Annotated in this window: 14 protein-coding genes and 1 riboswitch; of the genes, 13 read left to right on the top strand and 1 reads right to left on the bottom strand. The window is 45.7% G+C overall.

Features of this window, described 5'->3' with window-relative positions:
* The first annotated feature begins 24 nt into the window (after positions 1-24).
* From C0033_RS09575 to dnaB, 3 genes are read left to right on the top strand one after another with little or no spacing between them, the layout of a single operon-like run.
* Complete coding sequence (locus C0033_RS09575) at positions 25-2,079, top strand: DHH family phosphoesterase (RefSeq protein ID WP_103227636.1); 2,055 nt, start codon at positions 25-27, stop codon at positions 2,077-2,079.
* Positions 2,079-2,525 carry a 50S ribosomal protein L9 gene (gene rplI, locus C0033_RS09570; protein ID WP_103227635.1) on the top strand — a complete coding sequence of 149 codons (447 nt, stop codon included), beginning with the start codon at positions 2,079-2,081 and terminating at the stop codon, positions 2,523-2,525. The genes C0033_RS09575 and rplI overlap by 1 nt, the downstream gene beginning before the upstream one ends.
* A 14-nt stretch (positions 2,526-2,539) precedes the next feature.
* Positions 2,540-3,877: a replicative DNA helicase gene (gene dnaB, locus C0033_RS09565; RefSeq protein WP_103227634.1), complete on the top strand. Its 1,338-nt coding sequence runs from the start codon at positions 2,540-2,542 to the stop codon at positions 3,875-3,877.
* 114 nt (positions 3,878-3,991) lie between these two features.
* Here the strand turns inward: dnaB and C0033_RS09560 are convergent, their stop codons facing one another.
* A complete protein-coding gene (locus tag C0033_RS09560) occupies positions 3,992-4,975 on the bottom strand; it encodes a D-isomer specific 2-hydroxyacid dehydrogenase family protein (protein WP_103227633.1) in 984 nt (327 codons plus the stop codon).
* Positions 4,976-5,163: 188 nt separating this feature from the next.
* On the opposite strand from C0033_RS09560, the gene C0033_RS09555 reads away from it, so the two are divergent.
* The 10 genes from C0033_RS09555 (at position 5,164) to C0033_RS09510 (ending at position 20,921) form a co-directional block, all read left to right on the top strand.
* Positions 5,164-5,691, top strand: a complete 528-nt coding sequence (locus C0033_RS09555) for a hypothetical protein (RefSeq protein ID WP_103227632.1) — start codon at positions 5,164-5,166, stop codon at positions 5,689-5,691.
* Between the two features lie 139 nt (positions 5,692-5,830).
* Positions 5,831-8,311 (top strand): hypothetical protein, encoded by a 2,481-nt coding sequence (locus tag C0033_RS09550; RefSeq protein WP_103227631.1) that lies wholly within the window; start codon positions 5,831-5,833, stop codon positions 8,309-8,311.
* Between the two features lie 499 nt (positions 8,312-8,810).
* On the top strand, positions 8,811-10,103 hold the full coding sequence (locus C0033_RS09545) for a UDP-N-acetylglucosamine 1-carboxyvinyltransferase (RefSeq protein WP_103227630.1): 1,293 nt from the start codon (positions 8,811-8,813) through the stop codon (positions 10,101-10,103).
* A 108-nt stretch (positions 10,104-10,211) separates the two neighbouring features.
* A complete protein-coding gene (locus C0033_RS09540; protein ID WP_180994656.1) occupies positions 10,212-12,884 on the top strand; it encodes a DUF5050 domain-containing protein in 2,673 nt (890 codons plus the stop codon).
* Between the two features lie 165 nt (positions 12,885-13,049).
* A riboswitch (SAM riboswitch) is annotated at positions 13,050-13,173 on the top strand.
* Between the two features lie 88 nt (positions 13,174-13,261).
* Positions 13,262-14,449 carry a methionine adenosyltransferase gene (gene metK / locus C0033_RS09535; protein ID WP_103227628.1) on the top strand — a complete coding sequence of 396 codons (1,188 nt, stop codon included), beginning with the start codon at positions 13,262-13,264 and terminating at the stop codon, positions 14,447-14,449.
* A 139-nt stretch (positions 14,450-14,588) separates the two neighbouring features.
* Entirely contained in the window at positions 14,589-16,088 is a 1,500-nt protein-coding gene (locus tag C0033_RS09530) for a sensor histidine kinase (protein WP_103227627.1), read from the top strand.
* Positions 16,081-16,770: a response regulator transcription factor gene (locus tag C0033_RS09525; RefSeq protein WP_103227626.1), complete on the top strand. Its 690-nt coding sequence runs from the start codon at positions 16,081-16,083 to the stop codon at positions 16,768-16,770. The genes C0033_RS09530 and C0033_RS09525 overlap by 8 nt, the downstream gene beginning before the upstream one ends.
* A 237-nt stretch (positions 16,771-17,007) precedes the next feature.
* Positions 17,008-18,369, top strand: coding sequence for an MATE family efflux transporter (locus C0033_RS09520; RefSeq protein WP_103227625.1), 1,362 nt, complete (start codon positions 17,008-17,010; stop codon positions 18,367-18,369).
* Between the two features lie 24 nt (positions 18,370-18,393).
* Complete coding sequence (locus C0033_RS09515; protein WP_180994665.1) at positions 18,394-19,158, top strand: MurR/RpiR family transcriptional regulator; 765 nt, start codon at positions 18,394-18,396, stop codon at positions 19,156-19,158.
* 170 nt (positions 19,159-19,328) lie between these two features.
* Entirely contained in the window at positions 19,329-20,921 is a 1,593-nt protein-coding gene (locus tag C0033_RS09510) for a PTS transporter subunit EIIC (RefSeq protein WP_103227623.1), read from the top strand.
* Positions 20,922-20,945 lie beyond the last annotated feature (24 nt).

The following is a 20,945-nucleotide window of genomic DNA, read 5'->3' as shown; positions in this document are numbered from 1 at the left end:
AATCTTTTAGAAGAGGAGATAGCCATGAAAGAAAAGGTTAAGGTGAAAGGGCAATTGGGGATCTACATGCAGTGGCCCTTACTATTGTCTGCTTTGCTGATTATAGCTAATCTGCTGATCGGCGCGGTGGATACGGTGGCCGGCCTGGTGATGTGCGGATTTACGGTAATTTATATTCTGATTGCATTATGGCTGTATTTCTATAAGAGAAGAAGAATGATGGCAGGTCTGGTGGAATTTTCCGCAGATTATGCATGGATTCAGAAACAGCTGCTCACCGAGATGAATGTTCCGTACGCGGTGGCTGATGAGAATGGGAAAATTCTCTGGATGAATCAGGAATTCCACGATCTTACAGGAGTGGAGAAGAACTCCAGAAAGAGTTTGATGGCCGTATTTCCGGAAGTAACCAAGGAAAGCCTTCCCCAGCAGGAAGAAGATATCAGCATTCACAGCTGTCTTGGCGAACGAAATTACAGAATTGATGTAAAACAGGTTCTGGTAGAAGAAAGCAGCAGCAGGGAAGCGGAAGAGACCCTGGGAGCTGAAAATTGCCACCAGAAACTTTTTGCTGTGTATTTATTTGATGAGACGGAGATTTTGAAATACAAACAGGAGATCACCAATCAGAAGATGGTGGCCGGACTCATCTATCTGGACAATTACGAAGAGGCATTAGAAAGTGTGGAAGAGGTCAGAAGATCCCTTCTCATGGCGTTAATTGACCGTAAGATCAGCAAATATATTGCAGGCATGAACGGCGTTGTCAAGAAGCTGGAAAAGGATAAATATTTCTTTACCATAAAGCAGCAGTATGTGGCAGGAATACAGGAAAGCCGTTTTTCAATTCTGGAAGACGTAAAGACTGTGAATATAGGTAATGAGATGTCTGTTACACTGAGTATCGGTCTTGGCATGAACGGTGAAACATATTCCCAGAATTATGATTTTGCCAGAATGGCCATCGATATGGCGCTGGGGCGCGGCGGCGACCAGGCCGTTGTCAAAGACGGCGAAAAGATCCTCTATTACGGAGGAAAATCACAGCAGCTGGAAAAGACCACCAGAGTGAAGGCCAGAGTCAAAGCCCATGCGCTCAGGGAATTACTGGAGACCAAGGACCGCCTGCTCATTATGGGACACCAGAGAGCGGATATCGATTCCTTTGGCGCTGCTGTCGGCATCTACAGAATTGCCACATCCCTGAATAAAAAGGCACATATAGTGATCAACGAAGTGACATCCTCCGTAAGGCCTATGATGGACCGTTTTATCGGCAACGGGGATTATCCGGATGATCTGTTCCTGAACGGAGCGAGGGCTGCGGAACTGGTGGACAGCAACACCATTCTCGTAGTTGTGGACGTCAACCGTCCAAGCATCGCCGATGCGCCGGAACTTTTACGTATGGTTAAAGGAATCGTGGTTTTGGATCATCACAGGCAGAGCAGCGAAATCATCGATAATGCGGTGCTTTCCTATGTAGAGCCGTATGCATCTTCAACCTGTGAGATGGTTGCGGAGATTTTACAATACATTGCAGACGGAATCAAGATCAAATCCGCAGAGGCGGACGCCATGTATGCCGGAATCGTCATCGATACCAATAATTTCACCAATCAGACCGGTGTGAGGACATTTGAAGCGGCTGCTTATCTGAGAAGAAGCGGCGCGGATATCACGAGAGTCCGCAAGCTGTTCCGCGACGATATGGCGGATTACAAGGCAAAGGCGGAAGCGGTGAGACGGGCGGAGGTATTTGAAGGCGCATTTGCGATCAGCGAATGTCCGTCCGGAGATGTGACCAGCCCGACCATTGTTGCGGCCCAGGCGGCCAATGAACTGCTGGGCATTATAGGCATTAAGGCATCCGTTGTGCTGGCAGAGTATAACGGAACCGTATACATCAGTGCGCGGTCCATTGACGAAGTCAATGTTCAGGTGATGATGGAACAATTAGGCGGCGGAGGGCACAGAACCATTGCCGGAGCGCAGCTGAAAGGTGCGACCATCGAAGAAGCGAAGGAACGCGTCAAAGTAGTCATCAAAGAGATGCTAGAGAAGGGAGATATATCATAATGGAAGTTGTATTATTAGAAGACGTAAAATCATTAGGAAAAAAAGGACAGGTGGTAAACGTCAATGACGGTTACGCAAGGAATTTTATTCTTCCTAAAAAACTTGGAATAGAGGCAACATCAAAGAATCTCAACGATTTAAAGTTACAGAAGGCAAACGCCGAGAAGATCGCAGCAGAGCAGCTGGCGGCGGCCAAAGAACTGGCTGAAAAGATCGGCAGTTCTTCTATTACGGTATCGATTAAGGCAGGAGAAGGCGGAAGAGCATTCGGTTCCGTTTCCGGAAAAGAGATTTCAGCGGCGATTACCAGCCAGCTGAATCTGGACATTGATAAGAAGAAACTGCTTCTTCCTGAACCTCTTAAAACCTTCGGAACCCATGAAGTAGGAATTAAACTCCACAAGGATGTGACGGCTAAACTGGCAGTTAAAGTTGTTGAGGCATAAGGGGGAAAAACACTATGGATGAAGCGCTGATTAAGCGGGTGCTTCCTCACAGCATTGAAGCGGAACAGTCTGTGATCGGGTCCATGTTAATGGATAAAGAAGCGATTATTACTGCCTCGGAGATTATCATGGGCAGCGATTTTTACCAGCATCAATATGGCGTGATGTTTGAATCCATGGTAGAGCTATTTAACGAGGGGATGCCGGTTGACCTGGTTACCCTGCAGAACCGTTTAAAGGAAAAGGATGTTCCGCCGGAAGTCAGCAGCCTGGATTTCGTAAGGGATATCATCACCATGGTTCCGACATCGGCCAATGTTAAATCCTATGCGAATATCGTTAAAGAGAAGTCGGTTTTAAGAAAGCTGATTAAAGTTAATGAAGAGATAGCCAATGTCTGTTATGCGGGCAAAGAAAGTCTGGAAGATATTCTGGGACAGACGGAAAAATCCGTATTTGACCTGCTGCAGAGCCGGAACGCGTCGGGAGAATTTGTACCGATCCGCCAGGTAGCGTTAAATGTTTTGGAAAAGATTGAACAGGCGTCAAAAACCCAGGGAACGGTTACCGGTATCCCAACCGGATTCATCGACCTGGATTATAAAACATCCGGTATGCAGCCTTCCGACTTCATACTGATCGCCGCCCGCCCTTCCATGGGTAAGACGGCATTTGTATTAAACCTGGTTGACCATGTGGCGGTAAAAAAAGGGATTCCATGCATGGTATTCAGCTTGGAGATGTCCAAGGAACAGCTGGTAAACCGTATGCTGTCCATGGAAACTAATGTGGATTCCCAAAAACTCCGAACCGGTTCCCTGACGGATTCCGATTGGGATGCGGTTGTGGAAGGAATCGGCACGATCGGAAGGTCACAGCTGATTATCGACGATACTCCCGGTATCTCCATCACGGAGCTGCGTTCCAAATGCAGAAAGATGAAGCTGGAATATGGCCTTAACATGGTAATCATCGATTACCTGCAGCTGATGTCAGGTTCCGGAAAAGGCGGGGAGAATAGACAGCAGGAGGTTTCCGAAATCTCCCGTTCTTTAAAAGCATTGGCCCGAGAGCTGAATGCGCCGGTTATCGCGCTTTCCCAGTTAAGCCGTGCCTGTGAGACAAGACCGGATCACAGACCCATGCTTTCCGACCTTCGAGAATCCGGCTCCATCGAGCAGGATGCCGACGTGGTTATGTTCTTATACCGTGACGACTATTATAATAAAGATACGGAAAATCCCAATGTGGCCGAGGTAATCATCGCAAAACAAAGAAACGGCCCTATCGGAACGGTCAATCTTCTTTGGAGACCGGAATACACGAAATTTGCCAATATTGCCAAGCAATAAGGTTGTTTGGGGCTGGAAATACATTTGGATTGCAATGAAACTTTAGAAATTCCGGTAAAAAGCCGGGATGAAGCGGGGGCTCCTGCTTCATCCCGGCTTAACCTTTTTTAAAATTTATTTTAAGGCCATATCACAAGTTCCGGTTTCTTTGCACTGCATCAGGTTTTTAATTGAATAAACGACCATGCTTTCCACGGCTTCTTTTGTGTAGAACGCCATATGCTGAGTCATGGTGACATTGGGGAACTGTCTTAAATAAGCCATATCCCTGTTTCTGATAATATCACTTCTCAAATCTCTGTGATAAATTCCTTCTTCATGTTCCACCACGTCTAAGCCTACGGCTCCCACTTTTTTGCTTTCCACGGCATTGATCAGATCTTCCAGACAGATAAGCGGTCCGCGGGCGCAGTTGATGATAATGACGCCATCCTTCATCTGTCCTATGGTATCTTTATTGATCATGTGATAGGTGGACTCCAGAAGCGGGGTGTGAAGGGTGATGATATCACATCTGTTGTAAAGCTCTTCTAAGGAAACATAATCAGCCAATCCCTTCAAATTAGGATTATGGTATACATCGTAAGCCAGCACTTTACAACGGAAGCCCTGAAGGTTCTCGATTACTGCAGCGCCGATCTTTCCGGTTCCGATGACACCTACGGTCAAGTTGCGCATCTCCATGCCCTGCAGTCCGGTCAGGGAATAGTCGTTGACATTGCCGCGGAAAAGTGCCTGTTTATAGTGACGCAGAGACATGAGGATCAGCATGATCGCATAGTCGGCAACTCCGTAGGGGCCGTAGTATGTGTTGCTGACTACCATTCCAAGCTCATTGGCATGGGAAATGTCGATGTGATTGTAGCCGATGGTGCGGGTATTCAGAAAACGGATTCCCCGCTTATGAAGCTGATCCAGAAGTTCGGAATCTAAATGGCTCATGCCTAAAGTGGTCATGTATTCATAACCGTTTACCAGGTCAACATTTTCTGTGCTGACAGGAAATGGGTAGTAGGCGATCTCTAAATCATGTTCTTTTTCTAACCGCGTAAATGTGCTCATCTCGTCGTCGCGGACTTCAAATGCAATAAGTTTCATAGTAGGCCTCCTTTAGTTAATCGGTGGCTGAGACTGTCTTTGAGCTCAGCTCTTATTTTATGCATAAATTATAGACATATTTTTAAAATTATGCAAACACATACACCAAAGTATAAACGCTATAAAGTGGCAAAGTGAAGGGTGTGCTGCATATGATATGATTATAGAAGAATGCAGAGGAGAACAGAATGCAGAATAGTTATGCCAATGGAGAGCTGGAATATTTCAGAAGCTTATATCCTATGAGGGCGAGAACCCTTCAGAACTATGTGGATGAGGCTTGTGATAAAATGGAATATAAATTCAGCCCCATGTATGATGAATATCCTGACCAAATAGTGATTGAACAGATGTGCAGCGATATCTGCGCCAGAGTGTATCAGGAAGTACCGGAATTGCTGAGTGAAAAGACGCAGGAGCTGCCGGGTGCAGTTGACGTGGAGGAAGTGGAGATTTATGAAGCCACGAAAATGCAGCAGCTGCCTGCATGGGGACCTCCGCCAAGACCACCGCAGCCGCCGAGACCACCACAACCTTGGCCGCCTCAGCCGCCGAGACCACCACAACCTTGGCCGCCTCAGCCACCAAGGCCACAACCGCCGCAGCCACCTAGACCGCTGCCTCCGGGATCAGGAAATAACTGGCTGAACGACCTTGTCCGCATCATGCTTTTGAATGAGATATACCGCCGCAGATGCCAGACGGGACGGTGCTGAAATTCATAAAAGATTAAGTTGAGGTTTTTATGGATAGCATATACAATAGAAAAATAATAACTGTTCAATAGGTCTGCGCATTTACTGCGCTGACCGTAATAAAACGTGGAAAAAAGAATAACAAAGGATGCTGTAATACATGGGAAAAATCATTAAAAAAGTGGGAATTTTGTGCGGTGTTTTTCTTGCCGCGCTTGTCATATTTTTTGTATTTGAAAAGAATACGTCAGAGAAGTCCGATACGGTATATACTTCCATGGAAGAGGCAACTCTTCCGGTAGTATATACCAGTATGTTCGGAAGTGAGCTCAATGTTCTCCACGGCTATCTTCAGGAGATGGACCGGACAGCTGCGGACAATTCCTTAACCATCCTGCCTTCAGACCGGAATTTGGGTATGAGGATCGCCGATTATGGCGAGAGCGTGCTGGCCGTTCATTATGAGATCCGAAGCATGGATTTGCAGCGGCTTGTAGAGCGGACCGATGTGGAAAGCTGGGATGAGAGCGCTGGAAGCACCAATGTGGTGCTGCCGATTCAAAACCTTTTAACGAAGGACGAGCAGTATATGCTTCATTTGTTTGTAGAGACCGAGAAGCATGGAGTTATTAACTATTACACCAGAATTATGTGGACAGATAATGAAAATATCGGGCAGATGGTGGATTTCGCCAGGGATTTTTCGACGAAAACGTTTGATTATGAACAGGCCCGGTCTTTGACTACTTATCTGGAAAGCAGCAATACAGAAGACGAATCGTCCCTTGGCCATGTAACCATACGGTCCAGTTTTAACCAGATTACCTGGGCGGGGCTGGACATGCAGCTGGAAGGCAGTATGCAGATAACGCTGAAAGAAGTGGACGGAATCATGGGAAATGTTCAGGTAGACTATACGGCTGTTCATGAGAATGATGACGGGAATAAGGAATACTATGAGGTAAGCGATAATTTCACGATGAAATGGAGCCCTCAGAGAATTTATCTCATGGATTTTGAACGGACTACCAACCAGGTCTTCGATGGGGACAAGGAGCTGTTCTCAGGAAAGAGAATATTGCTGGGAATTGAAAATGAAGAGAATATCACGGTTAGAAAAAGTGAAAAAGGCAATGTTTTAGCATTCCGTGTCAATAAAGATCTTTGGAGTTACAATCAGGAAAAAAATGAAGCGGTGAGAATCTTCTCCTTCCGAAGCGGCAACGACGACAGCCCCAGAAGCCAGTATGACCAGCATGACGTGAGCATTGTCTCGGTTTCCGACAGCGGCGATGTGGATTTCCTGGTCTACGGCTATATGAACCGTGGAAAACACGAAGGAATGATGGGAATCAGCATGTACCGGTATAAATATGAAAGCAATACCATAGATGAAAGCTTTTTCCTTCCGGTTACCGCTAGTTTTGAAAGTCTGTCTTCGGATATCGGCCAGCTGGCCTGCCTGGGCGGCACGGAAATGCTGTATTTTTACTTGAACCATGCGATTTATGGGGTGGATTTAAACAGCAAAGAATATATGGTTGTGGCGGATTCCCTGGAAGAAGGCAGTTTTGCCGTCAGCCAGGACGGAAGAAGGGTAGCGTGGCAGGACGGCGCCGGCCTTTATCAGTCCGGCATGATTCATCTGATGGATTTTGAAACCGGGCAAAAGGTGGAGATCACCAATTCAGAGGGCGCGGTTATGAGAGCGCTGGGCTTTGTGAATAACGATTTTATCTATGGACTGGCGAAAGAAGAGGATTTATGGACCGTACATGGGCGGGTTGAAACGCTGCCGATGTATGCGCTCGAGATTGTAGACGACAAGCTGGAAATACTGACCCGGTATGAGAAATCCGGCCGTTATCTGGCATCCGTTGTCGTAGAAGACGGAAGAATCCATATGGACCGTTTGGTTAAGAGTGGAGACGGCGGATATATAAAATCCGATAAGGACACCATTGTATGCAATGAAGAGGTAAAGAATCAGAATATGGATGGAATCGGCTGGTATGCTTCTCCTCAGCGGAGGCAGCTGTATTTTGTCCAGCTGAGCACTGAAATTAAAAACTCAAAAAGTGTGCGTGTGAGCACGCCGAAACAGATCTCAGGAGAAACGTCGGAAAACCTGGTACTGCAGCTGAATAACTCAAATGGAAAGTTACAGTTTTATGCTTACGGCGCAGGCAGACTCTTAGAGGTGACCGATGACTTTACAGAGGCGGTGCAGCTGGCTTACAATAAGATGGGCTATGTGACGGACGGCAATCATCAGATTCTATATAACCGCATTAACAGAAATCCAACGAAAACAATACGGGATCCTAAGACGGCCGCCTACCGGCTGACCAGTCATTTGGGAGAGGTGACATCCAGCCAGATCTATGATGATATCATGATTTTAGATGCGAGAGGATGTACGTTAAGCCAGGTTCTGTATTTTATCGACCAAGGTATTCCGGTGGCGGCTTATCAGGGAGATGGAGGATATCTGCTGTTATACGGTTATGACCAGTATAATGTTTCTATCTATGATCCTGTTTCGGAAAGTACCTACAAGATGGGCTTGGGAGATGGAAACACCTATTTCCAAAGCATGAATAATGATTTTATCTGCGGGCTTTCTGTGGATAATAGTTAAATTGTATAAAGACGATGTGGATAACCCGCCTGCCGGAATCAGAGATGTTTTCGGCGGCGGGATTCTTTTATGTACCAGTAATCTGCCGAAATATTATGAGGTAAAAAAATATTTTTTTATGAAATAATCAAAAGGATACGAAAAATTGGTCATATTGCTCATGTGGAATGCTAAAAAAGATGAAATTTCATTAAGTCTCATAGAATGGTTAAAGAAAAATTTAATACAAGGGAATAAAATCATCTGTATTCAGTCTATTCAATACGGCAGACTTGAATTGCATAAATAGCGGTCACACAAACAGAAGCATTTATGGTAAAAAATGGATAAATATAACATTTTACAATGACAGAAAACGACTTTATTTGCGGCCTTTTACCGGGGAAAAAAACGGGAAAGCTTTACAAATTCTATTGATGTGTTATAATTAGCAAAGGTATAGTTGTAAAAAAAACGTAAGAAAATAATTGAATAGAGCAAATGTATATAGAGGTGTAAAATGGAACAGTATATTATGAAGGGCGGTAACCCGCTGGTAGGTGAAGTGAATATCAGCGGTGCGAAGAATGCTGCTCTGGGGATATTAGCTGCTGCTATTATGACAGATGAAGATGTTGTGATTGATAATTTACCTGACGTCAGAGATATCAATGTACTTTTGGAAGCGATTGAAGAGATCGGAGCTTCCGTTGACCGGATTGACCGCCATACGGTAAAGATCAATGCAAGTGAGATAAAGGAAGTTTCCGTAGATGATGATTATATCAGAAAGATCAGAGCCTCTTATTACTTTATAGGCGCTCTTCTTGGAAAGTACAAAAGCGCGGAAGTACCGCTGCCGGGAGGATGTGACATAGGGAGCAGGCCTATTGACCAGCACCTCAAAGGATTTCGTGCTCTGGGAGCCGACGTATCCATAGAGCGGGGGGCTGTGGTCGCTCATGCCATCGACCTGGTGGGAAGCCACATTTATCTGGATGTGGTATCAGTGGGAGCAACGATTAATATCATGATGGCTGCCACATTGGCAGAAGGCCAGACGATTATAGAAAATGCTGCGAAGGAGCCTCATATTGTCGATGTGGCAAACTTTTTGAACAGCATGGGCGCTAATATAAAAGGCGCAGGAACCGATATCATCCGTATCAAAGGTGTGAGAAAGCTTCATGGAACCGATTATTCCATCATTCCGGATCAGATCGAGGCAGGCACCTTTATGTGTGCAGCCGCTGTGACCCGCGGCGATGTTATGGTCAGGAACGTAATTCCTAAGCATTTAGAAGCGATCTCTGCAAAGCTGATGGAGATGGGATGCGAAGTGGTGGAATTCGATGATGCTGTCCGCGTAGTAGGAAAGCCGAAACAGAAGCCGACCAATATTAAGACACTGCCTTATCCAGGATTCCCAACGGATATGCAGCCGCAGATTACAGTGACTCTGGCACTGGCAACCGGGACAAGCATTGTGACCGAAAGCATTTTTGAAAACCGTTTTAAATACGTAGACGAATTGGCCCGTATGGGATGCAATGTTAAAGTGGAAGGCAATGTGGCAGTCATTACCGGCGTCAGCGGATTTACCGGGGCTCAGGTGGATGCGCCTGATCTTCGCGCGGGAGCTGCCCTCGTGATAGCGGGACTGGCGGCCGACGGTTATACGGTTGTGGATCAGATTGGTTATATACAAAGAGGATATGAGCATTTCGAGAAAAAACTTAGAGGTCTTGGAGCTATGATAGAGAAGATTGATTCTGAGAAAGAAGTGCAGAAGTTTAAATTGAAAATAGGGTGATTGAACCATTGACCGGGGTATTGAAATCATTTGTAAAAGAATGGTTTTAATACCTCGGTTTTGCTGTGCAAAAATCAGGAAAATACATAAGGAAAAAGGGAAATGGGTATGAGTAAAAAAAGCATAGGAAAAAAAGCGGCAGCCGGAGTTTTGGTTGCAGTTGTATTAGCCGCGGGAATCGCAGCCGGAGTGAAAATTGCGGGGAGTTTGGACTTTTCCGGTGAAGAATATCATTTAAAAAGAACTCCTTTGGTGGAAAATTATGAGGCCGGTTCGGATGAGGAAGAAGGAGTATTTCAGGGAACCGTGGTGGGAGAAGACGGAAAACCTGTGGAAGGCGCATGGGTGGCTGTGGGCATAAAAGGCGAAGCTAAGCCGTTTGTTAAGATGGAAACCGATGAAAAAGGCGCATATTCCTGGAAAGTGGAGGATGAGGAGGAACAGTATTATCTGGTGTTCCAGAAAGAGGACTGCATAACGGTTGTGATGGAGCCGGATGAGAAGGACTCCACTCCCTATAACTTGCAGGATGCGGTTGTTCTTTTGGACAAAGAGGAGGATAAGGATGCGGTTTATCCTGTCAGCGTCAAAGGGCTGGCGGTTCTGGCCAAAGAGATGGGAGAAGACCAGGATATCAAGCTGGAAGAGGACGGCTGGTCTGCCGAAGAAGAACAGAGCCTTCCCGGTCTGGAAGGGGCTCAGGTGGATATCCGCAGGGGAATCAACTGCACGGACGGTGATGCTGAGGTCAGCCTGAAAATAGGGGATGACGGCACTGCTTCCGCAGATTTAGCCAAGGGCACGTATACGGCGGTGATAACGAAAGAGGGATTTAATCCGGTAACATTTATATTATATGCAAAAGATGAGGAACCTGAGATCACAGTTCCCTGTGTTGAGCGTTCAGCCGGCGGGTGGCAGATCGTTCTGACATGGGAAGGAGAAGGCGAACCGCCGTTGGACTTGGACAGTATGGCGGTATGCAAGGGCCGTTTGATCAGCTCTCTGAACCGGGGAGATGAAGCGCATGGCCGTTATCTGTTTGATTCCTATGGAAAAACAGGCTGTGAGGTGATTGAAATGCCTGAGGAAGCAAAGGATTACCAATATTATGTTATGGATTACAACCGTGTAATAGAAGGGAAAAGTTCCTCTCTGGAAGACTCGGGCGCGGCCGTGTGGGTGTATCATAATGGAAACCTTAAAGAACGGTACCAGCTTCCAACGGATGAAACACAGCCGATTTGGAACCCATTTGCGGTAAAGGACGGCAGTCTGGTGACGGCTCAGGCGGGACTTGATTCCATTGAAGGCGTGGAAGGATGGAAAGCGGATAAAGTCTTATCCAGAATGAATTCTAAGGATTTAAATGCAGGCGTGATCGTGTCTGACGGGGAATGGCTTTATTTCACCAATCAATTTGATGAGAACAAGCTGTATTACATTAAAAAAGATGGAACCGGTATGGGTAAGCTGTGCGATGATCCGACTGGGGGCCACAGCAGAAAAATCTTGGATGGGAGTTGGATTTACTATTGCATTGAAGGGGAAAATGGCCGGGGAAAGGCCGTTTACCGCATTAAAACAGATGGAAGCGGCCGGGAACAGGTTAAAACTCTGAACGAAGGACAATGGCTGTCCCTGTTAGGCAAAGCCGATGGAAGATTGTTTGTATGGAACCAGGATAAAATCGGCGGAGAGATTTCGTATATCGATGATAATGGCATTGAAACCAGCCTGGGAACCGGACTGAGCAATCAGATCAGCCTTGTGGGACATTCTCTTTATTATCTGAATGAAGCCGGATATGGAGGAACTGCCAAAGGTCTTCACTGCCGGAATTTGAAAACGGGAGAGGATAATTTGATAATTCCTGATGTGGACTGGTTCCAGTTTTACATCAGAGACGGTTATTTTTACCATGATGAAGGATTGAGCTTGTTTCGAATGCAGCTGGGAAAGGAACCTGAATTCATAGCATCCGGGCAGGAAGCCAGGATCGGAAGTTTTATCATGTATGAAGATTGGATTTTTTATTACGATGACGGCTCCGTATACCGCACAAACCTGGACGGAACGGATAAAATCTGTATAAAGAATACTGTAGGACAGTATGAGATTATAGATGGAGAACTGTATACGGATCGGGGAAAATTTGCCCCAATTAAAGTCTGCGGCTTAAACGGTGAAAATGAACGGGATCTGTTCGATGTACTGCCCTATAAAAAAGATGCGGCCGCACAGGCGTATTACCAGTTCCTGTGTGAGAACGAATCAAACGGAGATCCTGACTGGCCTTCTTACAGCAGGTTTGCCAGCTTAGATGTCAATGGAGATGGAGTAAACGAGCTGTTTTACAGTATTAACGAATATTCTATGCAGACAGACAGGCTGTATTCCTTTGAAGACGACATGGTATTAGCAAAAACGTTAGCGGACGGATATAAGTATGGCGGAACCGTTGTTTATGAGGAAGACGTAAAAATGCTGACAGCTATATACCGCTATGGCGAAATGGGATCTCCGGATGAAGTTACCCTTTATTCTACGGAAAATGTGTATCCGCGCATCCTGGACAGCGGGTACCGTTATTCGATCGGATGGGATGACGATACTTTGGAAAGCCAGGAAAATGCGGCCAGATTTGATGCAATTCTGGCGGATCACTGGGTTGGAAAACAGTCTGTTAACTGGGTGGAGAATACGGAAGAGAATAGAAAAACCTATATTTTAGGCGGGCAGAGCACAGGATATGGGGATGTGATGGAGGCATGGCAGTAAAATATGGCTGCCTCCGGCCGATTTTTTGCATAATCGGCCGGAGACAATGCAGTCTTCCTCATAATCGGCTATACCGTCTTCCTCATAATTTGCTTGACATAAGTCCTGTAATAAGTTAATATATCACTTGCAACAATCGTTATACAATTGAAAAGTACGTAATATCCCTTATTCAGAGTGATGGAGATACAAAGGATCTGTGAAGTCACGGCAACCCCGAACTGAGTGCATCAAGGATGCATAGGAGTGCGGAAGGTGCCAACCTGAGCGAGAAATCGAGCAATAAGAGGATTTGATTTAACAAACTCAAGTCCGCAGTAACTATTGCTACGGACTTTTCTTGTATCCAAATTCAAAATTCCAAGGAGGAAAACTTAGTGGAGAAATTATTATTTACATCTGAATCAGTAACTGAAGGCCATCCTGACAAGATGTGCGATGCCATTTCCGATGCGATTCTGGACGCACTTATGGCTCAGGACCCTATGAGCCGCGTGGCATGTGAAACATGCACTACAACAGGACTCGTTATGGTAATGGGCGAGATTACCACCAGCGCATATGTGGATATTCAGAAACTGGTGCGTGAAACTGTGAGAGAGATCGGCTATGACCGTGCAAAATACGGTTTTGACTGCGATACCTGCGGAGTTGTGGTTGCAATTGACGAGCAGTCCACAGACATCGCTATGGGCGTGGACAAAGCTTTGGAAGCAAAAGAGAATAAGATGACGGATACGGAATTAGATGCCATCGGAGCCGGAGACCAGGGTATGATGTTCGGTTTCGCAAGCAACGAGACGGAAGAATATATGCCGTATCCTATCGCATTGGCACATAAGCTGGCGCGTCAGCTGACAAAAGTCCGCAAAGACGGCACCCTTACTTATCTTCGTCCCGACGGAAAAACCCAGGTGACGGTAGAATACGATGAAAATGGTAAACCGGTACGCCTGGACGCGGTGGTTTTATCCACCCAGCACGATGAAAATGTGACTCAGGAGCAGATTCACGAAGATATTAAAAAATATGTATTTGATCCGGTTCTCCCGGCTCATATGGTGGATGAAAATACGAAATTCTATATCAACCCAACCGGACGTTTCGTAATCGGCGGACCTCACGGAGACAGCGGCCTGACCGGCCGTAAGATCATCGTGGACACCTACGGCGGATATGCCCGTCACGGCGGCGGAGCTTTCTCCGGAAAAGACTGCACCAAGGTAGACCGTTCCGCAGCATATGCGGCCCGTTATGTGGCGAAAAACATGGTAGCCGCAGGGCTTGCCGACAAATGCGAAATCCAGCTTTCCTATGCGATCGGCGTAGCTCATCCTACCTCTATTATGGTGGATACTTACGGAACCGGAAAACTGAGCAATGAAAAACTGGTTGAAATCATCCGTGAAAACTTCGATTTAAGACCGGCCGGAATTATCAAGATGCTGGATCTGCGCCGTCCGATCTACAAACAGACAGCGGCTTACGGACATTTTGGAAGAACAGATCTGGATCTTCCGTGGGAAAAACTGGATAAAGTGGAATTATTAAAGAAATATCTGTAATTAACAGTTAAAAAAGCAAAATTTTATAATAGTTTTAGAAACAGGCAGGGCCGGATATGGTATAATGTTAACAGTTATACCGTATCCGGTTTTGCTTTTTTTACCGGATCAATCTAATAGAAAAAGGGGTAATGCAGATATGAAATTAAAGACGCGTTTGGCATTAGCCTTTGTTATTATTACAGTGGTACCGCTGCTTCTTATCTATGCGTCCGTTTTAGGACTGAGCAGTTACCAGATGAATTCTTTCAGGAAAGCATACGGCCTGTCGGAACAGGTGGAGCTGTTGGGCGGAAATTCTATGCAGATATTTAACCGTTTGACAAGGCAGATGCAGATACAGATAAAAGATAATATTAAACAGAATCCGGAACGCTTTGAGGACAGGGAGTATCTTGATAAGGTCAATCAGGATCTGCTTTCAAAGTATTCCTATTTAATTGTGCGAAAAGGCCAGGATATTATCTATATCGGTGAGAAAAATCAGAGTAAGGAGGATAATCTTGTCTCCAGACTGCCAAAGTACGGAGATATGGAGGCGGACTTGGAAGGCGGCATTTACCTGGACGGCGATACGCAGCATTTGATAAAACAGATTGATTTCCAGTACCCGGATAAGTCTGAGGGAAGTCTGTTCATCGTTTCCCAGGTGGATGATTTTGTGCCTGAGGTGAAGTCCATGCTCAGCGAGATGCTGATGTCCGGCGTTATGATCCTGATTCTGACCGGCGTAATTCTGACATTTTGGGTTTACCAGTCCATCTTAAAGCCTTTGGGACGTCTTCAGGAGGCGACCAAGAAGATCAGGGACGGAAACCTGGAATTTACTCTGGAAGTGGAAGCGGACGACGAGATCGGCCTTTTGTGCCAGGATTTTGAGGAGATGAGAATCCGGCTGAAGGAATCGGCGGAACAGAAACTGGAATATGACAAGGAGAACAAGGAGCTGATCAGCAATATTTCCCATGATTTGAAGACTCCGATCACTGCGATCAAGGGTTATGTGGAAGGAATTATGGACGGCGTGGCATCTTCACCGGAAAAGCTGGATAAATACATCAGAACCATATATAATAAAGCTAATGATATGGACCGGCTGATCGACGAGCTGACATTTTATTCCAAAATTGATACCAACAAGATACCATATACATTTTCCAAGATTAATGTAGCACAATATTTCAGAGATTGTGTGGAGGAAGTGGGACTGGATATGGAATCCCATAATATTGAACTTGGATATTTCAACTATGTGGACGAAGACGTTCAGGTAATCGCGGATGCGGAACAGATGAAGCGGGTTATTAATAATATCGTGGGCAATTCCGTGAAGTATCTGGACAAGAAGAAGGGAATTATCAATATCAGAATCAAGGACGTGGGTGATTTCATCCAGGTAGAGATTGAAGACAATGGCAAGGGCATTGCAGCGAAAGACCTGCCCAATATCTTTGACCGCTTTTACCGCACGGATTCCTCCAGAAACTCTTCCCAGGGAGGGAGCGGAATCGGACTTTCCATCGTGCGCAAGATTATTGAAGACCATGGGGGAAGGATCTGGGCGACCAGCAAGCTGGGGATTGGAACGGAAATTCATTTTGTGTTGAGAAAATATCAGGAGGTTATTCAGGATGAGTAAGATACTAATTATAGAGGATGAGGAAAGCATTGCGGAGCTGGAAAAGGATTATCTGGAACTGAGCGGATTTGACGTGGAGATCGAGAACAACGGAGAATCCGGTCTGGATAAAGCGCTGCATGAGGAATTTGACCTGGTGATCCTGGATCTGATGCTTCCGGGAATTGACGGCTTTGAGATCTGCCGCCGGGTGAGGGAAGTGAAGAATACGCCGATCATCATGGTTTCCGCGAAGAAAGAGGATATCGATAAGATCCGCGGCCTGGGTCTGGGGGCGGATGATTATATGACGAAACCATTTAGCCCGAGTGAGCTGGTGGCGCGTGTAAAGGCGCATTTGTCCCGTTATGAGCGGCTTATTGGAAGCGGTGTTCCCGATAACGAGATCATCGAGATCCGCGGGCTGAAGATCGATAAGACGGCACGGCGGGTATGGATTAATGGGGAGGAGAAGAATTTCACAACCAAAGAATTTGACCTGCTCACCTTTTTGGCACAGAATCCGAACCATGTGTTTACTAAAGAGGAATTGTTCAGTAAGATCTGGGATATGGAATCGATCGGAGATATTGCTACTGTTACGGTGCATATTAAGAAGATTCGTGAGAAGATTGAATTTAATACGGCGAAGCCCCAGTATATTGAGACAATTTGGGGGGTGGGGTACCGGTTTAAGGTGTGATATTGACACCGTACGGGAATTTGTGTTAAATTATTATAGCTGAGAAAGTAGTTAAGACCATGTGGTCACAAAGCGAAATCCCGTGTATGCCAGTACACGGGATTTCGCTTTGTGACCACCTAAATGGTGATTTTGTCTGCCTTTGATCCGGAAAACCTTGGCATTTTTAGAATTGAATGATAAAATTAAACCATATATGCTATATTAAAAATACGGTGGGGAAGTGCATGTGGAGATATGAAATACCTTGAAACCAATCCTGAGTTTTATAAAAAAGCGGCGGCTATAGCGGTTCCGATTACGCTTCAAAATCTGATTACCATAGGAATCAACATGATGGATACCATTATGCTTGGCTCTTTGGGTGAAACGGCATTGTCCGCTTCATCCTTAGCCAATCAGTTTATTAATCTGTTTCATATCTGTTGCATGGGAATCGGTATGGGGGCTGCTGTATTGACTGCGCGGTATTGGGGTAAGAAGGACATGTATTCCCTGAAAATGGCTATAACGATAGCAATCCGCTTCTGCCTTGTGTTTGCATCTGTCTTTACTGCTCTTGCGGCGTTTATGCCGGAGACGATTCTGCGCCTTTATTCTAAGGAAAGCCAGGTGATTATACAAGGGGCCGTGTATTTGAAGTGGTCGGTACTGACATTTGCTTTTATGGGCTTGTCCCTTATTACTACTAATATAATGAGAAGTGTGGATTTGGTGCGTATTCCTCTCTATACATCCGTTATAGCTTTTTTTGTTAATATTGGAGCCAATTATACGTTTATTTTCGGAAAGTTCGGAGCTCCGCGCATGGAAGTGGCGGGGGCAGCTTTGGGTACCGTGATCGCCCGGTTTTTTGAATTCAGCATCATATGCGGATATTTTTGTTTTGTCAATAAAACGGTCAGATACAGGCTGAATAACTTATTGGCGCCCTGTAAGGCGTTGTTAAAGGAGTATTTCCGGGTCAGCATACCGGTTTTAATCAGTGACAGCCTTTTGGGTATGGGCAATAACATGGTGGCTATGGTGATGGGGCACATTGGGGCCAGTTTTGTATCCGCGAATGCCATAACCATGGTAGTTCAGCAGCTAAGCACCGTTTTCATACAGGGCATATCGTTTGCCAGCGCTGTTGTCACCGGACAGACGCTTGGAAGCGGTGATGTGGAGATGGCGAAAAAACATGGATATACATTTTTTATCTGCGGAACTGTGCTCGGATGTCTGGCAGGAGGCATCATTCAATTGATAAGCGGGCCGGTTATCGGCGCCTATAATATAACGGCGGATACAGCGGAGATCGCCCGGCAGCTGATGAGGGCAATCAGTATAATCGTTATATTCCAGTCTATGAACAGCATTCTGACAAAAGGTGTTTTGCGGGGAGGCGGAGATACAAAATTCCTTATGGTAGCTGATATCTTTTTTCTCTGGGCAGTGTCGATTCCTTTGGGATATGGAGCAGGACTGGTATGGGGCTGGCCGGCATTCTGGATTTATGTATGCTTAAAGCTGGATCAGGTTCTGAAGGCGGTTTGGTGTATTTTCCGGTTGAGAAGCGGAAAATGGATTAAAAAGATAAACAGCGCTGCTGAATAAAACGGCCTGGAAAGGAGTAAGATGATCGATTTAAGCAAACTGACCGATGGAAAGAACCTGTCGGAGATGGAAAAGACGGTCTTATATTATATTGTAGAACACATCGACGAGGTGCTGAAGATGGGCGTCCGCGGTGTGGCAAAGGAGAATTTTACCTCTTCCTCCACCATTATGAGACTGACCAAGAAACTGGGTTACAGCGGTTTTGTAGATATGTATTATAAACTCCTTCCCATGGTGAAAAATGCGGAGGGATGTATTGACGAAGACATTCAGTTTATCAACAGTTTTTGCAGCAATACCCTTTTACAGTACAATTCCTATGACCAGATGAAACTGTTCGCCAGGAAAATATGTGAACTGGACAATCAGTTCATCTTCATCTATGCCACCGGATTTTCCGCCATGTCGGCGGAGTATTTTAACAGGAAACTGCTGGTGCTGGGGCGGAAATGCATCGTTTCCAGCGGTATGGATTCCATCGGGGTATTTGAAAATAATCTGGCGGATATGGGAATGCTCATCACCATTTCCCGGTCAGGAGAGACGCAGAGCGTGGTGGACCGGGTGAAGATCGCAAAGGAAAACGGTATTTTCATTGTCAGCTTTACCAATGAGCTGGAGAACAGGGTGAACGCGCTGGCGGACATTGCCTTCCGGATTGAGGACAGCAACAAGCTGGATGACCGGAATATGATGGCAAATACATTTTTTCCCAACGTCCTGATGCTTATGGAATTGCTGATTTATGAGTATTATAAAGTCTTACAGGTAACTCCCGAAGACTAAACGGCAGCTCAATAGAGGCTTATCAGAGCCATTTTACAGAACGTGTTTCGTTTCGGCGGAACACGTTTCTTTCATGGCCAAAACTATATACAAACGAAAAAACGTTGGTTATAATTCAGACATGAATTTCACGTGGGATTAAATAATAATGATGTTGGAGGATTGGTGAGATGAAAGAAAAAATAATGGACGTGCTGCAGCGCTTTTCAAAAGCGATGTTTATCCCCGTTCTGATACTGCCAATTGCAGGTATTCTGATTGCGGTTGGAAACCTGTTTACAAATGTTCGGCTTATAGAAATGCTTCCTTTTTTGGATAATCCGGTAACAAAAGGGTTCGGTTCCATCCTTTCCGGTTCCCTGGTGGCGATCTTAAATAACTTAGGATTGATCTTCTGTGTGGGAATCGCTGTGGGACTTGCAAATAAGAAAAAATCAGAGGCAGGATTTACTGCGCTGTTGGGCTTTCTGGTTTTCATTAATGCGATGAACAAGTTCATGGACTTGACCGGAATCTTATATACAGGGGAATCCCTGAGAGGAACCGGACAGACCATGATCCTGGGCATTCAAATTCTGGATATGGGCGTGTTCCTGGGAATCATCCTGGGTATCGTAACCGCCATGGTTCACAACAAATTCTGTGAGATCGAATTCAACAATGCATTTCAGATTTACGGCGGCTCCAGATTCGTATTTATCGTGCTGATCCCTGTTGTGGTTGTGCTGGCCGTAGCGCTTACCTATGTATGGCCGTTTGTGCAGGCGGGAATTTCCGGTTTGGGTAATTTCATCAACCGCTCCGGCAATTTCGGTATCTTCCTGTATGGTTCACTGGAACGTCTGTTGATTCCTACAGGACTTCATCATCTGGTGTATACCCCGTTCCTTTACACCTCTTTGGGCGGTGTGGAGACAGTGGGAGGCCAGGTATTAGAAGGGGCCAGAAACATTTATTATGCTGAGATGGCAGATCCTTCCATCGCGCTGCTGTCACAGTCCGTTGTATGGGATGCCAGAGGTATCTCCAAGATGTTCGGTCTGATCGGCGCATGTCTTGCTATGTACCATACGGCAAGACCGGAAAATAAGAAAAAAATCAAGGCGATTCTGATTCCTGCAGCGGTTACATCCTTTATTGCAGGCGTTACAGAACCCATCGAATTCTCCTTTATGTTTGTAGCTCCGGTGCTGTTTGTGATCCACGCGGCTCTCAGCGGACTCAGCATGGTGGCGTTCAATATCTTTAACTGCCGCGCCATCGGACCAAACGGATTTATCGATTTCCTGCTCTATAACCTTCCGCTTGGAAATGCCAAGACACATTGGATTACTTATATCCTGATCGGACTTGTATTCTTTGTAATTTACTATGTGGTATTCCGTCTCCTGATCACAGCTCTTAATTTAAAGACATTAGGACGTGAGACTGAAGGCATGGAGATGAAACTGCACTCCAAAGCGGAATACAAAGAAAAAGTTGCCGCTGAAAAATCAGGCGGAAAAGGCGATGCTGTGGACGCGGCTTTGATCGTGGAAGCTTTAGGCGGAGCTGAGAACATTACAAAAGTTGACAACTGCTATACACGGCTGAGACTGATTTTAGCTGATCCGGAACTGGTGAAGGAAGACGTGCTGAAGCTGGAAACAGGGGCCAACGGAGTGATTAAAAAAGGCAATAATGTTCAGGTTGTATACGGACTGAAAGTAAACTCTGTGAGAAAAGCGGTAGACGCTTATCTGGGAAGAACCGCGGAACAGTAATTAATAAATGATGATAAATCTAGG

Source organism: Clostridium sp. chh4-2, from assembly GCF_002899675.1.
Taxonomy (GTDB): Bacteria; Bacillota; Clostridia; order Lachnospirales; family Lachnospiraceae; genus CHH4-2.
Note: the sequence above shows the minus strand (reverse complement) of the source record. Positions and strands in the feature narration are given on the sequence as shown.

What these genes read in the sequence shown, in the direction of transcription:
- C0033_RS09525 (WP_103227626.1), top strand. Translation starts at nt 16,081, where the DNA reads ATGAGTAAGATACTAATTATAGAGGATGAGGAAAGCATTGCGGAGCTG.
- C0033_RS09575 (WP_103227636.1), top strand. Translation starts at nt 25, where the DNA reads ATGAAAGAAAAGGTTAAGGTGAAAGGGCAATTGGGGATCTACATGCAG.
- C0033_RS09550 (WP_103227631.1), top strand. Translation starts at nt 5,831, where the DNA reads ATGGGAAAAATCATTAAAAAAGTGGGAATTTTGTGCGGTGTTTTTCTT.
- rplI (WP_103227635.1), top strand. Translation starts at nt 2,079, where the DNA reads ATGGAAGTTGTATTATTAGAAGACGTAAAATCATTAGGAAAAAAAGGA.
- dnaB (WP_103227634.1), top strand. Translation starts at nt 2,540, where the DNA reads ATGGATGAAGCGCTGATTAAGCGGGTGCTTCCTCACAGCATTGAAGCG.
- C0033_RS09520 (WP_103227625.1), top strand. Translation starts at nt 17,008, where the DNA reads ATGAAATACCTTGAAACCAATCCTGAGTTTTATAAAAAAGCGGCGGCT.
- C0033_RS09545 (WP_103227630.1), top strand. Translation starts at nt 8,811, where the DNA reads ATGGAACAGTATATTATGAAGGGCGGTAACCCGCTGGTAGGTGAAGTG.
- C0033_RS09530 (WP_103227627.1), top strand. Translation starts at nt 14,589, where the DNA reads ATGAAATTAAAGACGCGTTTGGCATTAGCCTTTGTTATTATTACAGTG.
- C0033_RS09555 (WP_103227632.1), top strand. Translation starts at nt 5,164, where the DNA reads ATGCAGAATAGTTATGCCAATGGAGAGCTGGAATATTTCAGAAGCTTA.
- C0033_RS09540 (WP_180994656.1), top strand. Translation starts at nt 10,212, where the DNA reads ATGAGTAAAAAAAGCATAGGAAAAAAAGCGGCAGCCGGAGTTTTGGTT.
- C0033_RS09510 (WP_103227623.1), top strand. Translation starts at nt 19,329, where the DNA reads ATGAAAGAAAAAATAATGGACGTGCTGCAGCGCTTTTCAAAAGCGATG.
- C0033_RS09560 (WP_103227633.1), bottom strand. Translation starts at nt 4,975, where the DNA reads ATGAAACTTATTGCATTTGAAGTCCGCGACGACGAGATGAGCACATTT.